Source organism: Clavibacter quasicaliforniensis (assembly GCF_051201715.1).
Classification (GTDB): Bacteria; Actinomycetota; Actinomycetes; order Actinomycetales; family Microbacteriaceae; genus Clavibacter; species Clavibacter seminis.
Window position 1 is genome coordinate 221848 of record NZ_CP139624.1, and the last position, 18962, is coordinate 240809.

Annotated in this window: 22 protein-coding genes; 14 read left to right on the forward strand and 8 right to left on the reverse strand. The window is 74.5% G+C overall.

Translation table 11 applies throughout. From position 1 onward, the window contains the following. The first annotated feature begins 52 nt into the window (after positions 1–52). The 8 genes from NL142_RS01135 (at position 53) to NL142_RS01170 (ending at position 7226) form a co-directional block, all read left to right on the forward strand. A complete protein-coding gene (locus tag NL142_RS01135) occupies positions 53–1291 on the forward strand; it encodes a sugar ABC transporter substrate-binding protein (protein WP_435080616.1) in 1239 nt (412 codons plus the stop codon). Next, positions 1291–2280: a carbohydrate ABC transporter permease gene (locus NL142_RS01140; RefSeq protein ID WP_435080617.1), complete on the forward strand. Its 990-nt coding sequence runs from the start codon at positions 1291–1293 to the stop codon at positions 2278–2280. The genes NL142_RS01135 and NL142_RS01140 overlap by 1 nt, the downstream gene beginning before the upstream one ends. Then, entirely contained in the window at positions 2273–3154 is an 882-nt protein-coding gene (locus tag NL142_RS01145; RefSeq protein ID WP_435080618.1) for a carbohydrate ABC transporter permease, read from the forward strand. The genes NL142_RS01140 and NL142_RS01145 overlap by 8 nt, the downstream gene beginning before the upstream one ends. A 79-nt stretch (positions 3155–3233) precedes the next feature. Then, entirely contained in the window at positions 3234–4004 is a 771-nt protein-coding gene (locus NL142_RS01150; protein ID WP_435080619.1) for a ThuA domain-containing protein, read from the forward strand. Then, positions 4001–5230: a Gfo/Idh/MocA family protein gene (locus NL142_RS01155; protein WP_435080620.1), complete on the forward strand. Its 1230-nt coding sequence runs from the start codon at positions 4001–4003 to the stop codon at positions 5228–5230. The genes NL142_RS01150 and NL142_RS01155 overlap by 4 nt, the downstream gene beginning before the upstream one ends. Before the next feature lie 20 nt (positions 5231–5250). After that, positions 5251–6564, forward strand: coding sequence for an ROK family protein (locus tag NL142_RS01160; protein ID WP_435080621.1), 1314 nt, complete (start codon positions 5251–5253; stop codon positions 6562–6564). Positions 6565–6678: 114 nt separating this feature from the next. Continuing rightward, positions 6679–6939, forward strand: a complete 261-nt coding sequence (locus tag NL142_RS01165; RefSeq protein ID WP_435080622.1) for a hypothetical protein — start codon at positions 6679–6681, stop codon at positions 6937–6939. Then, a complete protein-coding gene (locus NL142_RS01170) occupies positions 6936–7226 on the forward strand; it encodes a hypothetical protein (RefSeq protein ID WP_435080623.1) in 291 nt (96 codons plus the stop codon). The genes NL142_RS01165 and NL142_RS01170 overlap by 4 nt, the downstream gene beginning before the upstream one ends. On the opposite strand, the gene NL142_RS01175 is transcribed toward NL142_RS01170, so the two are convergent. Beyond that, positions 7213–8217, reverse strand: a complete 1005-nt coding sequence (locus NL142_RS01175) for a hypothetical protein (RefSeq protein WP_194683730.1) — start codon at positions 8215–8217, stop codon at positions 7213–7215. The genes NL142_RS01170 and NL142_RS01175 overlap by 14 nt on opposite strands. A 183-nt stretch (positions 8218–8400) precedes the next feature. Between NL142_RS01175 and aroQ the strand changes: the two genes are divergently transcribed. Continuing rightward, positions 8401–8991: a gamma subclass chorismate mutase AroQ gene (gene aroQ / locus NL142_RS01180; protein ID WP_079531058.1), complete on the forward strand. Its 591-nt coding sequence runs from the start codon at positions 8401–8403 to the stop codon at positions 8989–8991. A 112-nt stretch (positions 8992–9103) separates the two neighbouring features. Here aroQ and NL142_RS01185 read toward each other — a convergent pair whose 3' ends face one another. The 4 genes from NL142_RS01185 to NL142_RS01200 all read right to left on the reverse strand — a co-directional run bounded on the left by NL142_RS01185 (position 9104) and on the right by NL142_RS01200 (position 13626). Next, positions 9104–9442, reverse strand: coding sequence for a YnfA family protein (locus NL142_RS01185; protein ID WP_435080624.1), 339 nt, complete (start codon positions 9440–9442; stop codon positions 9104–9106). Positions 9443–9492: 50 nt separating this feature from the next. Beyond that, a complete protein-coding gene (locus NL142_RS01190) occupies positions 9493–9984 on the reverse strand; it encodes an FBP domain-containing protein (protein ID WP_435080625.1) in 492 nt (163 codons plus the stop codon). Between the two features lie 259 nt (positions 9985–10243). After that, on the reverse strand, positions 10244–11044 hold the full coding sequence (locus tag NL142_RS01195; protein WP_435080626.1) for a GNAT family N-acetyltransferase: 801 nt from the start codon (positions 11042–11044) through the stop codon (positions 10244–10246). 5 nt (positions 11045–11049) lie between these two features. Further along, a complete protein-coding gene (locus tag NL142_RS01200) occupies positions 11050–13626 on the reverse strand; it encodes a glycosyl hydrolase family 95 catalytic domain-containing protein (RefSeq protein ID WP_435081620.1) in 2577 nt (858 codons plus the stop codon). A 38-nt stretch (positions 13627–13664) separates the two neighbouring features. Here NL142_RS01200 and NL142_RS01205 point away from each other — a divergent pair, with 38 nt between their 5' ends. Further along, positions 13665–14255 carry a P-loop NTPase family protein gene (locus NL142_RS01205; RefSeq protein ID WP_435080627.1) on the forward strand — a complete coding sequence of 197 codons (591 nt, stop codon included), beginning with the start codon at positions 13665–13667 and terminating at the stop codon, positions 14253–14255. Here NL142_RS01205 and NL142_RS01210 read toward each other — a convergent pair. Together NL142_RS01210 and NL142_RS01215 are read right to left on the reverse strand one after the other, a co-directional pair. Continuing rightward, entirely contained in the window at positions 14222–14809 is a 588-nt protein-coding gene (locus NL142_RS01210; RefSeq protein WP_094114146.1) for a hypothetical protein, read from the reverse strand. The two genes, NL142_RS01205 and NL142_RS01210, sit on opposite strands and share 34 nt — an antisense overlap. A 17-nt stretch (positions 14810–14826) precedes the next feature. Further along, a complete protein-coding gene (locus NL142_RS01215) occupies positions 14827–15816 on the reverse strand; it encodes a DMT family transporter (RefSeq protein WP_435080628.1) in 990 nt (329 codons plus the stop codon). 33 nt (positions 15817–15849) lie between these two features. On the opposite strand from NL142_RS01215, the gene NL142_RS01220 reads away from it, so the two are divergent. The 4 genes from NL142_RS01220 (at position 15850) to NL142_RS01235 (ending at position 18157) form a co-directional block, all read left to right on the forward strand. Beyond that, positions 15850–16476, forward strand: a complete 627-nt coding sequence (locus NL142_RS01220) for a TetR/AcrR family transcriptional regulator (RefSeq protein ID WP_435080629.1) — start codon at positions 15850–15852, stop codon at positions 16474–16476. After that, positions 16473–16970 (forward strand): HIT family protein, encoded by a 498-nt coding sequence (locus NL142_RS01225; RefSeq protein ID WP_435080630.1) that lies wholly within the window; start codon positions 16473–16475, stop codon positions 16968–16970. Before NL142_RS01220 ends, NL142_RS01225 begins: the two co-directional genes overlap by 4 nt. A gap of 72 nt (positions 16971–17042) precedes the next feature. Continuing rightward, a complete protein-coding gene (locus NL142_RS01230; protein ID WP_435080631.1) occupies positions 17043–17711 on the forward strand; it encodes an SDR family NAD(P)-dependent oxidoreductase in 669 nt (222 codons plus the stop codon). A gap of 71 nt (positions 17712–17782) precedes the next feature. After that, a complete protein-coding gene (locus NL142_RS01235; RefSeq protein WP_043583103.1) occupies positions 17783–18157 on the forward strand; it encodes a PH domain-containing protein in 375 nt (124 codons plus the stop codon). 85 nt (positions 18158–18242) lie between these two features. Here NL142_RS01235 and NL142_RS01240 read toward each other — a convergent pair whose 3' ends face one another. After that, positions 18243–18935, reverse strand: a complete 693-nt coding sequence (locus NL142_RS01240) for a YceI family protein (protein ID WP_194683719.1) — start codon at positions 18933–18935, stop codon at positions 18243–18245. Between the last annotated feature and the right edge of the window lie 27 nt (positions 18936–18962).

The window sequence follows — 18962 nt, forward strand, 5'->3', positions numbered from 1 at the left end:
ACGGTGTCGTCGGGGCCCGGATCCACCGCCACCTCAAGGAAGAGAACACGCGATGTCCCCTCGATCCACCGCCCGCCGCCGCCTCGTCGGCGCCGCCGCCCTCGCGGCCACCGTCCCCCTCGTGCTCGCCGGCTGCTCCGGCGGCGGGGGAGGCGGATCCTCGTCCGGCGGTGATCCGACGACGATCAACGTCACCGACTACTACAACGAGGGCAACGACAACACGGTCATCGGCGACACCCTCACCAAGTGCGGCGAGTCGCTCGGCGTCACCATCAAGCGCACGTCGATCCCGGGCTCGAGCCTCATCCAGAAGGTGCTGCAGCAGGCGTCGTCCAAGACGCTGCCCGACGTGCTGATGCTCGACAACCCCGACCTGCAGCAGATCGCCGCCACCGGCGCGCTCGCCCCGCTCGAGGACTTCGGCATCTCGACCGACGGCTACGCGAAGGGCGTCGTCGACGCCGGCACCTACGAGGGCAAGACGTACGGCCTCGCGCCCACCGTGAACACGATCGCGCTGTTCTACAACAAGGCGATGCTGGCCGACGCGGGGATCCAGCCGCCCACCACGTGGGACGAGCTGAAGACCGCCGCCGCGGCGCTCAAGGACGGCGACCGATACGGCATCGCGATGGACGCCAACGCCACCTACGAGGGCACCTGGCAGTTCCTGCCCTTCATGTGGTCGAACGGCGGTGACGAGAAGGACATCGCCACCCCCGAGACCGCGGAGGCGCTGCAGCTCTGGACCGACCTCGTGAAGGACGGCTCGGCGTCGCAGAGCGTCGTCAACTGGACCCAGTCCGACGTCAACGACCAGTTCATGGCCGGCAAGACGGCGATGATGATCAACGGCCCGTGGCAGATCCCCGCGCTCACCGAGTCGGGCGTCGACTACGGAATCGCCAAGCTCCCCGCGCCCGAGGCCGGCGGCACCGCCGTCGCCCCGCTCGGCGGCGAGGTGTGGACCGTGCCGCAGACGGGCGACAAGGCGAAGCAGGCCACGGCCGCGAAGGTCGTCGAGTGCCTCAACTCCGACGAGAACCAGCTCGAGATGGCCACGAAGCGCTTCACGATCCCGTCGAAGACGGCCGTCGCGACCGCGTTCGGCCAGCAGGTGCCCGCGGAGCAGGTGTTCGTCGACCTCGTCGCCGACGCCCGCGCCCGCACCGGCGAGCTCGGGGCCGACTGGCCGAAGGCCGCCACGAAGATCTACACGGCCGTGCAGTCGGCGCTCACCGGCCAGTCGTCGCCGGAGGACGCGCTGAAGAACGCCGAGCAGGGCTGATGGCGACGACCGCCGTCCCCGCCCGCCCGACCGCGCAGGCGGCCGGGCGGGCCCGGGGCGCCGGGGACGCCGCCGTCGCGCGGGGTCCCGCGCGCCGCCGTCCCCGCTTCCGGTGGGAGCGCTTCTTCCAGGTGATGTTCCTGGTGCCGGCGGTCGTGTACCTCGTGCTCTTCTTCGGCTTCCCCGTCGTGAAGAACATCGTCATGAGCTTCCAGGAGTACACGACGACCACCTTCTACACGGGCGAGGCGCCGTGGGTCGGGTTCGCGAACTACGCGTCCGTGCTCTCGTCGGGGATCTTCTCCACGGCGCTCCTCAACACGTTCCTGTTCACGGCGGGCTCGATCGCCGGGCAGTTCGTGATCGGCCTCGTGCTCGCGCTGTTCTTCCGCCGGTCCTTCCCGCTCAACGGCCTGCTGCGGGCGCTGCTGCTCCTGCCCTGGCTGCTGCCGCTCATCGTGTCGAGCGCGGTGTGGAAGTGGATCCTCGACCAGGACTCGGGCGTGCTCAACCAGGCGCTCCTCGGCTCGGGCCTGGTGCAGGACCCGGTGCCGTGGCTGACGAGCCCGGCCTTCGCGCTGATCACGGTGATCGCGGTGAACGTGTGGATCGGGATCCCGTTCAACACGACGATCCTCTACGGCGGCCTGCAGGACATCCCGCCGGAGCTGTACGAGGCCGGATCCCTCGACGGCGCCACCGGCTGGCGCGGGTTCCGGCACATCACCTGGCCGCTGCTGCGTCCCGTGGTGGGCGTGGTGCTCGTGCTCGGCGTCGTCTACACGATCAAGGTGCTCGACATCATCCTCGGCCTCACGAACGGCGGGCCCGCGAACTCGACGCAGACCATCGCGACGCAGTCGTACACGCTGTCGTTCCAGCAGTTCGACTTCGGGTCGGGCGCCGCCCTCAGCAACATCCTCATCGCCATCTCGGCGGTGTTCGCGGTGGTCTACCTCCGCGCGAACAGGAAGGCCGTCGATGACTGACACCGCCGAGCGCCTCGTCCCCGTCCCCGCCCCGGCCCGCCGGGTGCCGTCGGGCTCCCGCCGACCACGCACGGACCGCAGCTGGATCGGCACGGTCGTCGGGATCCTGCTGCTCGCCGTGATGCTGTTCCCCGTCTACTGGATGGTCAACATCTCGCTGCAGCCCGCGGGCCCCGCGATCCAGGCCGCGTGGTTCCCGTTCGAGGCGCAGTTCAACGGCTACGCGACCGCGCTCAGCGAGCAGGGGCGGGCGCTCGGCACGAGCCTCGTGATCGCGCTCGGCAGCGTCGTGCTCAGCCTCGCCGTCGCGACCCCGGCGGCGTACGCGCTGGCGCAGTTCAACTTCCGGTGGATCAACGTGGTGCTGTTCGGGATCCTCATCTCGCAGATGATCCCCGGCATCGTCGTCGCGAACGCGCTCTACGCCGCGTACAACGACCTCGGGCTGCTGAACTCCATCCCGGGCCTGATCCTCGCGGACTCCACCGCCGGCATCCCTTTCGCGATCCTCATCATGCGGGCGTTCATGGCGGGCATTCCGCCGTCGATCATCGAGGCCGCGAAGGTGGACGGCGCCGGGAACTTCCGGGCCTTCCGCTCGATCGTGCTGCCCGTGAGCCTCAACGCGGTGATCACGGCCGGGCTCTTCACATTCCTCTTCACCTGGAGCGACTTCCTGTTCGCGCTGACGCTCACGACCACCGACGACGTGCGCCCCATCACCCTCGGGATCTACCAGTACATCGGCACGTACACCGCGGACTGGAGCACGGTGATGGCGACGGCCGTGCTCGCGTCGCTCCCCGCGATCGTGCTGCTCCTCGCGGCGCAGCGCTTCATCGCGGCGGGCGCGACGGGCGGCGCGGTCAAGTGATCCGGCTGCCGCTCGCCCGCTCGCCCGACGGCCCTCCCGCCGCCTCCGACACCCGCACCACCCCATCAGAAGGAAGACCATGACCGACACCGCATCCCCGCTCCGCGTCACCGTCTGGGGCGAGAACCGCCACGAGCAGATCGAGCAGCACGTCCGCGACCGCTACCCGACCGGGATGCACGGCGCCGTCGCCGAGGGGGTGCAGGAGAACCTGCCCGACGCGCACGTCGAGGTCGCGACCATGGACCAGCCCGAGCACGGCCTCACCGAGGAGCTGCTCGCCCGCACCGACGTCCTCACCTGGTGGGGCCATGCGGCCCACGCCGAGGTGGACGACGAGATCGTCGCGCGCGTGCACCGCCACGTGCTCGACGGGATGGGCCTCATCGTGCTGCACTCCGGGCACTGGTCGAAGATCTTCACGAAGCTGATGGGCACCACGTGCACCCTCCGCTGGCGCAGCGAGCACGACCGCGAGCTGGTGTGGACCGTGAACCCGCAGCACCCCATCACGCGCGGCGTGCCGAACCCGATCGTCATCGACGAGCAGGAGATGTACGGCGAGTACTTCGACGTGCCCACGCCCGACGAGCTCGTCTTCATCTCGGGATTCACCGGCGGCGAGGTGTTCCGCAGCGGCATGACCTACCGCCGCGGCTTCGGCCGGATCTTCTTCTTCTCGCCCGGCGACCAGGACTTCCCCGTGTACCACCACACGGACGTCCGCCGCGTGATCGCCAACGCGTGCGAGTGGGCGCGGCCCGACCGCCGCGAGACGCCCACGCTGCTGCGCTACGAGCTCGGCGAGTACTACGACGGCATCGACTACGCCGGGGCGCTCGAGCGATGACGGCCGGGGACGAGCGCACGAGCCCGGCGCACCGGATCGTCGCGCCCGCCGACGGAGCGCGCCTGCGGGTCGTGCAGGTCGGCGCGGGCGGCATGGGACAGCAGTGGCTGCAGACCATCGCGGAGGATCCCGACGTCGAGCTCGTGGGCGTCGTCGACCTCGACGAGGAGGCGGCGCGGGCGGGCGCATCCGCGCACGGGGCGACGGCCGAGGCGTCCACCGACCTCGGCGAGCTGATCGCGCGCGTGCGGCCGGATGCGGTGATCGACGTCACGATCCCGCGCGCGCACCACCCCGTCACCACGCAGGCGCTGTTCGCGGGGATCCCCGTGCTCGGCGAGAAGCCCGTCGCGCTCACGGTCGCCGAGGGGCTGTCGCTCGCGGCGGCCGCGGAGATCACGGGCGAGCTGTTCATGGTCAGCCAGTCGCGCCGGTACAACGACCACCTCGTCGCGCTCAAGCGGCGGGCGGCCGACCTCGGCGGCGTCGGCATCGTCACGACGGAGTTCTTCAAGGCGCCGCGCTTCGGCGGGTTCCGCGAGGAGATGGACGACGTTCTGCTGCTCGACATGGCCGTGCACCAGTTCGACGCCGTGCGGTACCTGCTCGAGGCGGATCCCGTGAGCGTCTACTGCGAGTCGTACAACCCCGCGTGGAGCTGGTACCGCGGCGACGCGGGCGCCACCGCGGTCTTCGCGTTCGAGGGCGGCGTGCGGTACGTCTACACGGGCAGCTGGTGCAGCCCGGGCGCGGAGACGTCGTGGAACGGATCCTGGCGGCTGAGCGGCGCGCACGGCACCGCGCTCTGGGACGGCGACCACGACCCGACGAGCGAGATCCCGGAGGCGCCCGGCGGCCCGCCCGCGGAGCCCGCCTCCGAGGAGTCGGTGGGCGTGGAGATCGCCGGGTCGCTGCGCGCGTTCGTGCGCGCGCTGCGGACGGGCGAGCGACCGCACGGCGAGGTGCACGGCAACGTGATGAGCCTCGCGATGGTCGAGGCCGCGATCGAGTCCAAGGGCACGGGCCGGCGGCTCGCGATCGACGACGTGCTCGAGCGCGCGTACGCGACCGCGCTCGCCGACGAGCGGCGCGACGACGTGCGCGCCCGGCTCGAGGCGTGGCGCGAGCGGGGCGTGCGGGATGCGCTCCAGGGGCCGCCGGCGACCGCTGGCCGCGCGGGCCCCGAGGGCGTCGCCGCCGTCGCCCGCCCGGCCGCCGCCGGGTAGCCTCGTCGGGTGGGGATCCAGTGACCGGGCACGAGGCGGGCGACGCGGCGCGCGCGCCCGCGCCGCTCGCGTCGGTCGTGGATCCCGCCCGGTCGGTCCCGCTCGCGCCGGATCCCCGCTCCCGCGGCACCACGCCCGACCACGTCCGCCGCTCCAATCTCGCGACCGTCCTCCAGATCGTGCACGAGACCGGACCCGCGTCGCGCTCCGAGCTGACCCGCGAGACCGGCCTCAACCGCTCCACCATCGCCGCGCTCGTGGGCGAGCTTCAGGAGCTCGGCCTCGTGGTCGAGTCGGAGCCTCCCGGCACGAACCGCGTCGGTCGGCCGAGCCCCATCGTCTCCGCGGATCCGCGCGTGGTCGTCTTCGCCGTGAACCCCGAGATCGACGCCGTCACGGTCGGCCTCGTCGGCCTCGACGGCGTGGTGCAGGAGCGCGTGCGCCGCGACACCGACGGCGTGCCCACCGCCGCGCAGGCCGCCGACCTCGCGAGCACGATCATCGCCGAGCTGCGGGCCGACCTCCGCGCCACCCGCCCCGACGCGCGCGTGCTCGGCATCGGCGTCGCGGTCCCCGGCCTCGTCCGCTTCGACGGCGGGCTCGTGCGCCTCGCGCCGCACCTCGGCTGGGTCGACGAGCCGTTCGCGGCGCTCCTCGCCGAGGCGACCGGCCTCCCGGCGCTCGCCGCCAACGACGCGAGCCTCGCTGCCGTGGCCGAGGGGCGGTTCGGATCCGGCCGCGACGTCGACGACCTCGTCTACCTCAACGGCGGTGCGTCGGGCGTCGGCGGCGGCGTGCTCATCGGCCGACGCCCGTTCGGCGGCGCGGAGGGCTACGGCGGCGAGCTCGGCCACACGCTCGTCGACTCCGGCGGCGAGCTCTGCCACTGCGGCGCGGTCGGCTGCCTCGAGACGACGGTCGGCCAGGACGCGCTGCTCGAGGTCACGGGCCTCGAGCGAGCCCGCGCCGACGAGCTGGGCGAGGTGCTCGCGGCGGCGCTCGCGGCGGGGGATCCGGCCGTCACCGCCGAGGTCGAGCGGCAGATCGACAACCTGGCGGTCGCGCTCCGCAACGTGGTCAACATCTTCAACCCGTCGCTCGTGGTGCTCGGCGGGTTCCTCGGGTCGCTGCACGCGGCGGATCCCGACCGGATCCTCGCCCGCGCCACCGCCCAGGCGCTCCCCGGCGCGCGCGAGGCCCTGCGGATCCGCCGCGCGGCCCTCGGCCCCGACCGGCTGATGATCGGCGCGGCCGAGCTGGCCTTCGCGCGCGTGCTCGTGGATCCGTCCGCCGTGATGCGCGCCGCCGCCGACGCGGAGCGCACCACGGCGTGAGCGCGCCGGTGGATCTCGTGATCCTCGACTGCGACGGCGTGCTCGTCCTGCCGCGACTGCTGCGCGGGCTCGCGGCCTAGGCGGGTCGGGCGCGCCCGCGCCTACGCTGGATCCATGACCACCCCGACCCCGGGGCCCGCGCCGAAGCGCCGGCGCCGCATCTCGCTCCTCCTCCTCGCCGGCGTGTTCGCGTTCATCGCCGTGGCGAACGCCGTGCGGGCGGCCATCGACGGGACAGCGGGCGCGAGCTGGGTCGTCGCCGGCCTGTTCGGCCTCGGAGCGATCTGCTACCTCGTGGCCCACCTCGTCGAGCGTCGGGCGGCCGGGCGCGACGGCGGCACGCGCGGCGACGGACCACATCGCGTGCGGGGATGACGCCCGCCTCGCGCGCCCGGTGGAGCGCCGCCGCGGCGGTGCTGCTCGTCGTGGGCGCGCTCGCGATCGGCGTCTGGTCGGGCACGTGCGTCGACTACGCGGCCTTCCCGGGGGAGTGCGCGTCCGAGCCGGCCCTCGGCTGTCCGGGCGCGATCCTCACGGCCGTGGTCTGCGCTTCCGCCGCGGTGCTGTGCCTCCGCCGCGCGGCCCGGCGGGGCGTCACTCGCGGTGGTGCGGCCGCAGGCTCCGACCGGCCGGCCGACGAGGATCCGGTCACCCCGCGCTGACCACCCGGCGCCGCCGCACCGCGCGCACGACGAGCGCGCCGAGGATCCCGACCACCACCGCCACCGCGAGCCGCCCGAGCACGCCGCCCTCGCCGCGGAGCACCGCGCCGCCGACCATGCCGCCCGCGTCGAGGAGCTCGAGCGGGTAGCGCAGGAGCACGCGGTTGCCGAGGGCGTAGGTGACGCCGACCACGATGGCCGTGCCGAGCCAGAGCAGCAGCACGGCGACGACCGACCCGATCACGCGGCCGACCGAGCGCAGGCCGGTGAGCGCGATGGCGACGCCGAGCACGACGGGCGGCACCCACGAGATCATGGGCAGGATCGCGTACGCCGTGTCGCTCAGCAGCCCGTCCTCGCCGGGGGACACGAGCCCGCCCAACCACTCGCCGAGCAGCACGACGGGGAAGGCGGTCGCGACGACGGCGAGGCCGGCGGGCGCACGGGCGACGAGCGCGGCGACGACGCCTGCGAGCAGGACCATCGCCGCGGTGCCACCCACGAACGCCACGAGGTAGACCTGCGCCTCGCTGATCGAGGCGCCCGTGCGGTCGCCCGCGCCGGAGACGTCGTCCATGCCGAGCCCGTCGGCCGTCACCGTCGCGGTCTGCACGAGCGCGACGACCTGCACGAGGAGCAGCCCCGCGACCACGAGCCATGACCCGTGCCGGGGGAGCCGCGACCGCAGCGCGCGTGCCGCGGCGCCCGCGATGCCGCCGCCCACGAGGATCACCGCGGCCAGCAGGCCAGCCGTGTACTGGTTGAAGGGCAGCAGCGCGATGGGCATCTCGGCGGCGGACGTCACGTCATCCGCCCACAGGTTCTGCAGCGGGAGCCGCAGGCCCGCGAGGATCCACGGCAGCAGCCCGAGCACCGCGGCGGCGACGCCCACGGCCAGCGCGAGGAGCGCGCCGCGGACGCCGCGGATCGCACGATCCGCTGGCCGGTCGAGGGTCGTGCCGGGCGCGGGAGCGGTGTCGGGCGTCGTCATCCGCCCACGCTAGCGACGCGGTCGTCGCGGGCGCGCGCCCCCGATCGGGCCGGCCTGTGCACTCCGGCGTCCGCCCGGGCGCGTCGTCTGCCTATGCTCGCGGCACCCGACCGACCGACCCGATCGCCCGACCCGATCGCCGCGCCCGACCCCATCCGCCCGCTCCTGAAGAACGGATCCGCCATGCCCCGCCGCGCCCTCCTCACCACGTCCGCGTTCGCCGTCACCCTCGCCGCGCTCCTCGGCGCCGCAGCACCCGCCCAGGCGTGCCCGCGCGACCCGGCGGAGCAGCAGGCGGTCACCGCCGTCGCGTCCGCCGCGCTCGACCGCCTCGAGATCGCCGACGACGTGGCCGCGTCGAAGTACCTGTCGGGCAAGGCCGTGGCGGATCCCGCGCGCGAGCAGGCCGTCGTCGACGCCACCATCGCCGCCGCGAAGGCCGACGGGGTCGACCCGGTCGCCGCCGAGCGCATCATCCGCGCGCAGATCACGGCGAGCAAGCAGGTGCAGTACGCGCTCATCGCCTTCTGGCACGCGAACCCCGCGCAGGCGCCGACGACCGCGCCCGATCTCACCACGAGCGTCCGCCCGCGCATCAACGCGGTGGATGCGCGCCTCGTCCCGGCCATCGGCGCCGCGTCCGCCGCCCTCGCCGACCCGGCGTGCGGCCACCTCGTGAAGGACGCCCGCGGCCAGCTCGGCCAGGGCCTCGACGACGCGCACCGCAAGGCCTTCCGCACGGCCCTCGCGACCGTCTGCACGCCGGAGTCCTGAGCCGGCCCATCGACCCGGTCGGGCCAGCTGCCCCGATGCGCTGACCCGGCCGACCCAATCCCGCGCGCGTCCGCCCTCCGGGGTGGACGCGCGCGGCTGCACGTCGTCCGCGTCAGGCGCCCTGCCCGCGCGGCCCGAACATGATCACGGCGACGCCGAGCAGGCAGACGACGGCGCCGATCACGTCCCACCTGTCGGGCCGGTAGCCGTCCACGACGGCGCCCCACACGAGCGAGCCCGCGACGAACACGCCGCCGTAGGCCGCGAGGATCCGCCCGAACGACGCGTCCGCCTGCAGCGTCGCGATGAAGCCGTACGCGCCGAGCGCCATGACGCCGAGCCCGGCCCACCACCACGGCTTCCCCTCGCGCACCGCCTGCCAGACGAGCCAGGCGCCGCCGATCTCGGCGACCGCGGCGAGGGCGAACAGGATCACGGTGCGCAGCAGCATGCTCCGAGCATGGCGCACGCGGACGCGCGGATCAGCGGATCAGGCCACCGTCACGCGGTCGAGGCGATGTCGGCCGCGAACGCCGCCACCCGGTTCCGCAGGTCGTCGATGAGCTGGGCCGTCGCCGCCGCGGGGTCGAAGCCGAGGTACGGGATCGGCCGGGGCTTCCGCACGTTCGCGTTGCACTCGAAGTCGGTGCAGACGAGCGTGCCGACGGTGTTGCCGTTGCGGCCGGCCGCTCCCGCCCGGCGCGCGCCGTAGAACACGACCGGGTTCGGCAGGCGCACGTCCTGGCACCACGTGCACTGGGCCCGGGATCGCGGTGCGGTGGCCGACTGCTGCAGCAGCACGCCGATCAGCTCGTCGCCGACGGGGGCGACGACGATGCCGCGCTGCGGCGACTTGGGGTCGCGCCAGCCGAGGAAGTCGAGGCGGTCCCAGGCGAGGTCGGCGAAGCCATCGGGGAGGTGGATGTCGCGCCGCTCGCGCTGCGAGGCGTTGACGAGGGAGGCGCGGATGTCGGATTCGGTCAGGGGGAGCATGTGGTGCCCTTCGTGCGGGGTCGCGGCGGTGCCGCGGGAACGTGTGTCGGGTATGGCGGCCGGATCCTCGTGGATCGACGGCGCGCATGGTGCGGCCGGCCCTCGCGGGGCGCGGCGACGGATCCGGTGGCTACCTGGTGCCGACGGACGTGCCGCCGACGACCTCCCCACGCCCCGAGGGCGCCGCGCTGCTCGTGATGCTCACGCGGCAACGGTACCCCCGCCTGGGGGAATCGCTCACGCGCCGGCTCGCCGAGCGTCAGCGCGACCAGGCGTACGGCGTGGTCGTCGAGCAGGCGATGAGGCCGGAGCGCTCGAGGATCGGGCGGGAGAAGTCGGTCGAGTCGCTGTGCATCAGGGTGCGGCCGGCCGCGAGGGCCGAGCGCGCGCGGGCCGCGGTGAGCGCGCGGTAGATGCCGCGGCCGCGCCACTCCGGCAGGGTCGCGCCGCCCCAGAGGCCGGCGAAGTCGGATCCCGCGACGGGCTCGAGCCGGCCCGCCGACACGATCCGCCCGTCGGCCTCCGCGACCCACATCTCCATGCCGTCGTCGAGCGCGAGACGGCGGATCATCGCGTCGGCCTGGACGGTGGAGTCCATGTCCCCGAAGACCGCGGCCTGCATGGCGCTCATCGCCCGCACGTCGGCCTCCGCGGTGATGCGCCGGAGCGTCACGCCCGCGGGCAGCGGCACGTCGACCGCGAGCGCCCGGGCCTCGCCCAGCATGATCGACTCGCGCTCCTCCGGCACGAACCCGTTCGCGCGGAGGATCCCGTCGAGCCCGGGAGCGTGATCATGGCCGCGGGTCTTCCACTCCACGGTCGTGATCGCGGGGTCGTCGCGGTAGCGCGCGAGCGCCGCGGGGACGAGCTCGCGCAGGCCGGCCTCGTCGAGGCCGCCGAGGTCGGCGTACGTGACGAAGCCGCGCCCGCCGGGGAAGACGACGAGGCGCAGCGGGCCGAGCACCCGCACGTCGAGCGCGCTCGGCGTCTCGGCGTCGGTGCGGAGCTGGGCGTCGTAGGCGGCGAGGAGGGCGGCGGCGGATCCGGCGGCGGGGGTCACGCGGTTCAAGCTACGGGCTCCGGCAGCCACGCGAGGTCGACGCGCACGGCGTCCTCGCCGAACGCGATGCGCTCGCCCGCGTCGTGCTCGCGCCCGTCCACGCGCGCCGAGGCCGCCCGCGGCAGCCGCAGGGCAGTCCCGTCCGCGGGCGCCAGCCAGTCCGCGCCCGGCACGCGCCGCACGACGAGCGACGCGCCCTCCGGCTCCCAGTCGAGCTGGTCGACGACCAGGCCGCCGCGCGCGCGGAGCCCGGTCACGGATCCGCGCGCCCACGCTCCGGGCAGCGCCGGGAGGACCGCGAGCGACCCCGCGCCGGATCCGAGCAGCATCGCCGCGACGAGCGCGGGCAGGCCGCCACTCGCGTCGAGGTTGAAGATGCGGCCGGCGTCGTGCCGGCTCGTGAGGGCGGGGCTCCAGTGGTCGACGGCGAGCCACTCCACGCACGTGAGCGCGGACTCCGCGTCGCCGAGGGCCGCCGCCGCGAGGCCCACCTGCACGAGGCCGAACGCCATCCCCATCCGGCCGGGCGGGGCGGTCGGGTCCTCGGCGCGCCAGGCGATCTTCGCGGCGACGGTGGCGGCGGCCGCGGCGCGGAGCCGGGCGGCCTCGTCCCCGTCGCCGACGAACGCCGGATCGATCTCGTCCCAGAGCGGGTGGAGCTGCGACGCGTGGCGGTGCGCGATCCGCTCCGGCCAGCGCGGATCCAGCCACTCGGCGAGCGTGCCGTCGTCGGCCACCCGGTAGGGCGGCAGGTCGCGGACCACGGCGGCCCAGCGCGCGTCGAGCGAGCCGTCGCCGCGGGCCTGGCCGAGCAGGGCCGTGGCGCGGGCGGCGTCGCGGAGGATCGCGACGTCCATCGTCGCGTCGGTCGCGGCCGGGACGCGCTCGCCGGCGGGCGTGTTCTCGGGCGAGTAGGAGGGGACGAGGCGGCGCACCCCGTCGACCAGCACGGTGGCTGTCTCGGCGAAGCGGAGCACGCCCTCCACCAGCTCCCACAGCCGGTCGTCGACGATGCCGCGGTCGCCCGTGGTGGCGACGGCGTCGGCGGCGACGCGGAGGATCCAGCCGCCGCAGCCCTGCCAGAACGGCATCGGGTACTCGGCGTCGAAGTGGTCCGCCCGGCCGTGCGTGGACATGCGCGCGGGCAGCAGCATCCCCTCGGCGCCGTACACGCGGCGGGCGTTCTCGCGGAAGTCGTCGAGGTGGGGGAGCACCAGCTCGAGCAGCGTGCGCGCGAGCTCGGGGGTGCCGGTCGGGATCAGGCTCGCGATCCCGCCGTTCTGCACGTTGCCGTTGAGCGTGTAGTCCGCCGACCACGCGGGTCGCCAGGTGCCCTGCCACACGCCCTGCAGCGTTGCCGGCAGCTCGCCGGTGGAGGAGATGATCGCCGCGCGACCGCTGAGGTAGGCGATCTCGACGACGCGGCGGCGGGCCGCGGGGTCGCCCGCGCGGGCGGCGGCCCAGATGTCCTCGGTGGTGGGGTGGGGGTCGGCGTCGGCGTCGCGCGCGGGCGCCTGGCCGTGGAGGTCGAGTGCGGATGCGGCGACGAGCCGGCCGTGCGTCGCGCGCTGGGCGGCGCGCAGGTCGTCCCATGCGGGCGTCGTCGGCGGAGGGCCGTCGGGCGTCGGTGCCGCGGATGCGGGTCCCACGGCCACGGCGAGACGCAGCAGCGCCGTCGCGGACGGGCCGGTGCGGACGGTCGTGCGCGCGGATCCGCCGTCGACGTCCCACGCGCTGCCCGCGTCGCTCGCGCCGCCCGCGTCGCCCGCGCCCGGCGCGTCGACCGCCGTGACCGACCGCAGCGCGTCGTCGCCCGCGCCGGCCTCGGCCGTGAGGGTCCCGCGCGCACCGCCCGCGACGGACGCGCGCACCGCCGCGGACGCGTCGGGCCCGCCCGTGTACAGCGCCGTCGTGTCGCCCGCGCCGAGGCCGAGCTCGACGACCGTCACGGAGTCCCGGTCGGACTCGAGCGCCAGCCAGCAGGCGGATCCGTCGCGCGGCGCGACGAGGCGCAGCGCGTGCCGGCCGCCCGCGAGATCCGTCCACGAGATCGCGGACTCGCCGCCGGCCGGGTCCATGGTGCGACGCATGCGGGCGACGCCACCCGCGGTGCGGATCACGAGGGTCGCGCAGATGCCCAGCGGATCCGTCCAGACGAGGTCGTCGCCGTAGCCGCTGTCCCGCGCGCCCGCCATCAGCTCGGCGGTCGCCGTGTCGGGGTCGCCGGCGAGGAGGGCGCGGCGGATCGCGTCGAGGCGGGGCCGGAGGTCGGGCGCGTGCGGCCGCGGGTTCACCGGCGGGAACCAGCGCTCGTGCGCGAGCGAGACGGTGATCGCGTCGGCCGGCCCGTGCGCGACGGCGCCGAGGCGTCCGCTGCCGACGACGATCCCCTCCTCCCAGGTCGGCGCCGCGGTCGCGTTCGTGAAGACAGGGGCGGGGCGCGCGTCGTCGCGCGAGGGCGATCGGATGATCGGGTCCTTCCGGTCGGACGGTCGGTCGGCCGTGCGTCGTGGGCGGTACCACGGTAGCGAGCGGCGCCTCGGCGGCGGGCGGGCCGTCCCGGGCGGGAGGCGGGGGCGGATCCCGACGGCGCCCTGCCCGTCCGCCCTAGGATCGCGGGATGCTCGGACCTCTCCAGCGCCTGGATCCCCCCGCCCGGCGCATCCTCATCGGCGCGCCGGCGGGAGCCGGCAAGACCACGCTGGCGCGGCGGATCCAGGAGCGCACGGGCACGCCCCACACCGAGATGGACTCCCTCTTCCACGGTCCCGCGTGGACCGAGCTGCCCACCTTCCGCGACGACGTCGAGGCCTTCTCCTCGCGCGACGCCTGGGTCACCGAGTGGCAGTACACGACCCAGCTCGGGGACCTCGTGCCGTCGCGCGCCGACACCCTCGTCTGGCTCGACCTGCCCGTGGCGGTGCAGATGGGGCGCCTGATCCGCCGCACGGTCGTCCGCCGCTGGCGCCGCGAGCCGCTGTGGCACGGCAACGTCGAGCCGCCCATGCGCACCGTCCTCACCGACCCCGACCACATCGTGCGGTGGGGATGGCGGGGGCGCGCCAAGGTACGGAAGCGCGTCGTGCTCGCGGCCGTCGAGCACCCTCATCTCCGGATCGTGCGGCTGCGGTCGACCCGCGAGGTCGACGTCTGGCTGCGGGGGCTGCCGGCCGTGGGTCAGCCGCCGGTGCCGCCGGCCGCCGCGGGGTAGAGGTCGCTGCACCACATCCCGGCCGGGACCGGGCCGTCCATCGTCAACTGCGGGAACGAGCCGAGCTGCGGCGCGTCGGACACCATGTCGGCGCCGTTCACGGCGGACCAGAGCGTGCCCGCGAAGTCCTCGCGCGTCGGATCCTGATCCGTGGCCCACAGCGCCACGCGATCGTCGGACACCGGCCCGCCGTCAGGGTCGTCGCCGACGGGCCCGATCGTCCCGGCGAGGGTCCAGACCTGCTGCTCGTCGTCCCACCGGGTCTCGAGCCCGTCGAGCCGCAACCCGGGGAACGGCCCGTCGTGCGCCGCGATGCTCGCGTTCACGGCTGCGAGCGCCGCGGGGGAGGCGTCGTCGCACTCGGCGTATCCGCCGCCGGCCGCGCTGTCGGGCGTGGGCGTCGGCGTGGGCGTGGGATCGGCGGTCGGCAGCACGACGGGCGGATCCTCCGCCGCGAGCCCGTCCGCCCCGCCGGGCGTCGCGCACCCGCTCATCGTGAGGACGGCGGCGGCGCAGAGCCCCGCCCAGGCGACGGTGATCCGCGGAGCGCTCATGCCCCGACGCTAGGGGGTCACGCGGCCCGGGTGGCCGGCTCGCGGTGGTCCGCACCCGGACTGGGGTGGTCCGCGGCGGACGAGCTGTCCTCGTCGCGCACCGCGCCCGCACGCCGCGCCTCCGTCACCAGCACCGCCGCGACGCCCGCGCCGCACAGCACGAAGCCCGCGAGCGTCACCGGCGTGATCCGCTCCCCGAGCAGCAGCGCACCTGCCGCCGCGGTCGTCGGCGCGACGAGGAACAGCAGCGCGTTGAGCGCCGTGATCCCCACCCGCTCGAGCAGCCACCAGTACAGCCCGTAGGCGGCGAGGGTCGGCACGAGCGCGGCTACCACCGTGGTGATCCAGAACGCCGGATCCGTCGGCGGCACCAGCGTCCCGGTCGCGACCGCGGCGACCACGAGCGCGACCGAGGTCACGACGACGTGCACGGTCAGCGTCACGAGCACCGGCGGCCGGCCGGACGACCGGCGCTCGAGGAACGTCCCCGCGACCAGGCACGCCATCGCCGCCGCGGGCAGCAGGTAGGCGACCGGATCCGCGTCCGCCGCCCCCGCCTGCGACCGCACCACGAGCACCACGCCGACGGCGCCGAGCGCGAGCCCGGCCCACTGCGCGCCGCGCACGCGCAGCCCGAGCAGCGGGCCGACGAGCGTCGCGACCACGAGCGGCTGCACCGCGTCGATGAGCGCGGTCGTGCCGGTCGCGATGCCCGCGCCGATCGCCGCGTACACGAACGCGCAGTAACCGAGCTGCGCGAACGCACCGATGAGCGCCTGCCGCCCGAGCATCCGCGGCGCGATCCCGCGGGCCGCGCCGGTCGCGACGACCAGCCCCACGAGCACAACGGCGAGCGGCGCGAACCGCCAGGCGAGCAGCGTCGTCGCGGGCACCTCGACCGTGCCGACGGCCGCGATGAGGAACCCCGAGCTCCACGCGAGCACGAACCCGACGGCGGCCATGACGGTCACCAGCGGTCGAGGTACACCGGTCTGTCTACTGTGCATGGGCCCGACTATACAGACCGGTATAGTCGGTGTGTGAAGACCCCCCTCCCCGACCTCGGCCCGCTCACGCCCGGAGCCCGCCGCGTGCTCGACGCGGCGTCCGACCTCTTCTACGCGCGGGGGATCCACGTGGTCGGCGTCGACGCGATCGCCGCGGCCGCCGGCGTCACGAAGAAGACGATCTACGACCGCTTCGGCTCCAAGGAGCGGCTGGTGGTCGCGTACCTGCAGCACCGCGACGCCCGGTGGCGCGAGCACCTCGCGGCGCGGCTCGCCCGCACGCCGGAGCCCGGGATCGAGCGTGTGCTCGCGGTGTTCGACGCGGCCGTCACGTGGGCCGACGTCAATACGCCCAAGGGCTGCAGCGCGATCAACGCGCGCGCGGAGCTGGGCGCTGGCGACCTGGGCGACGAGGACGACGGCCACGACGTGCTGCCCGAGGTCATGCGGCAGAAGGCGTGGCTGCACGAGCTGCTGCGGGACCTGTGCCGCGAGGCCGCCATACCGGATGCGGCGACCGCCGCCCGCACGCTGATGCTCGTCTACGAGGGCGGCCTCGTGACGCTCGGCATGGGCACCTTCGCGCACCCTATGGCGGTCGCGCGCGATGCGGCGCGCGCGCTACTCGAGGCGTCGTCGTCGACGGGAGCGGGACGGTGAGCGAGGAGGCGCCCTGCCCGTTCTGCGCGCTGCTCCGCGACGAGCCGTTGGTCGCGCCCCTGCCGCAGGACGTCGTCGCCGAGCGCGATCGCGCGGTCGCCGTCATCGCGCCGCGCTGGTGGCCGCGCAACCGCGGGCACGCCCTGGTGATCCCGCGGATCCACGTCCGCGACCTCTACTCCGTGACGCCCACCGACCTCCATGCCGTGATGGACCTCGTGCAGGAGGTCGCCGTCGCGATGCGCGCGGCGTACGGCTGCGCGGGCATCTCGATCCGGCAGCACAACGAGTCCGCGGGCGGACAGGACGTGTGGCACCTGCACGTCCACGTCTTCCCGCGTGCGGAGGGTGACGACCTGTACGGATCCGCGCCGCTGCCCGGCTTCGCGTCGCCCGAGGAGCGCCTGCCGTTCGCGCGCCTGCTGCGCGAGGGGCTGTCCGCTCGTCGGCGGAGAGATCCTGCGACCCGGACGCCGCGGCCTGACCCGGCCTAGCGTCGGAGGCACGGGCCGAGCGCGCACCCGACGCCCGGCCCTGCCATCCGTCCGATCCGCAGGAGGAGAACCATGACCACCATCGCCATCGTGGGGGCCGGTGCCGGACTCGGCGCCGCCGTCGCCCGCCGCTTCGGAGCCGAGGGATTCGCCGTCGCGCTCATCTCGCGCAGCCAGGAGCGCGTCGACGAGCTCGCGCGCACGCTCGCCGACGAGGGGATCACCGCCCGCGGGTACGTCGCGAACGTCCGCGACCACGTGGCGCTCGCCGCCGCGCTCGACCGGGCTGCGCAGGAGCTCGGGCCGGTCGAGGTGCTCCAGTACAGCCCTCTGCCGCAGAAGGAGTTCCTGCGCCCGGTGCTCGAGACCACGCCCGGCGACCTCGTCGGCGCGTTCGAGTTCTCCATCCAGGCGCCCGTCGCCGCGGTGCACCAGGTGCTGCAGGGCATGCGCGTGCTCGGACGCGGGACCGTCCTGTTCATCAACGGCGGCACCGCCGTGCAGCCGCTGCCGAAGTACGCCGGCACCTCCATCGCCTTCGCGGGCGAGAGCGCCTACGGGCAGATGATCCACGAGGCGCTGGCGGGCGACGGGATCCACGTGGGCCAGCTGATCATCCCCGGCGCCATCACGCCGGGCCACCCGACGAAGGACCCGCAGGCCCTCGCGGACACGCTCTGGTCCATGCACGAGGAGCGCGGCGACTTCCGCCGCTTCGCCGCCGACATGGACGACGAGTAGATAGCGACCGGTCGCGTGAGCCGCCCTGACGGGGGCCTGCGCGACCGCTCCTTGCCTGGGATGCTCGAAGGATGGACGCCACCGCACCTCTCCTGACCTGGACCCTCGCCGCCGAGATCCCCGTCCCCGCCGACGTGCATGAGCTGCTCGTGGAGGGGGAGCAGGCCGTCGCGTCGTTCCGCACGTTCCGCGACTCGGCCACCTTCACGACGAAGCGCCTCATCGTGCGCGACGCCCAGGGCATCACGGGCAAGAAGGTGGAGCTGTACTCGCTTCCCTACAGCGCGATCAACATGTGGTCGACCGAGAACGCCGGCACCTTCGACCTCAACGCGGAGCTGGAGCTCTGGACGCGGGCCGGCCACATCAAGGTGAAGCTCGGCAAGGGCGCGGACATCCGGCGCATCGACGGCCTCATCGCCTGGGCCGTGCTGCACGCGCACTGACCCGGGCACGACGAAGGGGAGGGGGAGCGACCCGGATGCGCTCCCCCTCCCCTCGGCCGTGCGGCCCCGAGGGCCGTGCCGACGGCTACTTCGTCGGCGTGGCCTTCACCAGGAACTCGACCGTGCCCTGGTTCTCGACGCTGACGAAGCCGAGGCTCGGGGCCTGGACGCCGTAGTCCGAGAAGGTGACGGGGATGGATCCGCTCACCTGCACGCCGTCGCCCGAGAGCGCGGCCTGCAGCGGCACGGTGACGGTCTGCGTCACGCCGTGCATGGTCAGCTCGCCGGTCGCCTGGACCGTCGCGACCTGACCGTCGGCGGGCACGGCCGCGTCGACGGGCTGGGTCAGCGTGAAGGTCGCGTCCGGGTACTTGGAGACCTCCATGGCGGTGCCGCGGAAGTACTCGTCGCGGGGGGCCGCGTCGGTGGCGATGCTCGCGACGTCGACCTTCACGGTGGCGGCCGAGAGGGTGGATCCGTCGACAGTGATGGATCCGGTCACGTCCTCGGTCTTGCCGACGACGGTCACGTCGGTGCCGTTGAGCACCTCGGCGACGCGGTACCCGGCGGTGCTGCCGGTGCCGATCTGCCACTCGCCGGACAGGTCGCTCGTGTCGAGCGTGGAGTCGGCGGGGGCGGCCGAGACGGACGGGGCGGCCGCGGGGGCGCCGACGATCACGTCACGGTAGAAGGCGGGGCCGAACGCGGCGGCGCTGACACCGAGCACGACCACCACGGCCGCGCTCGTGCCGAGGATGATCTTGGTCTTCTTCTGCATGGGGGTCTCCTGATCCGGATGGTGCTC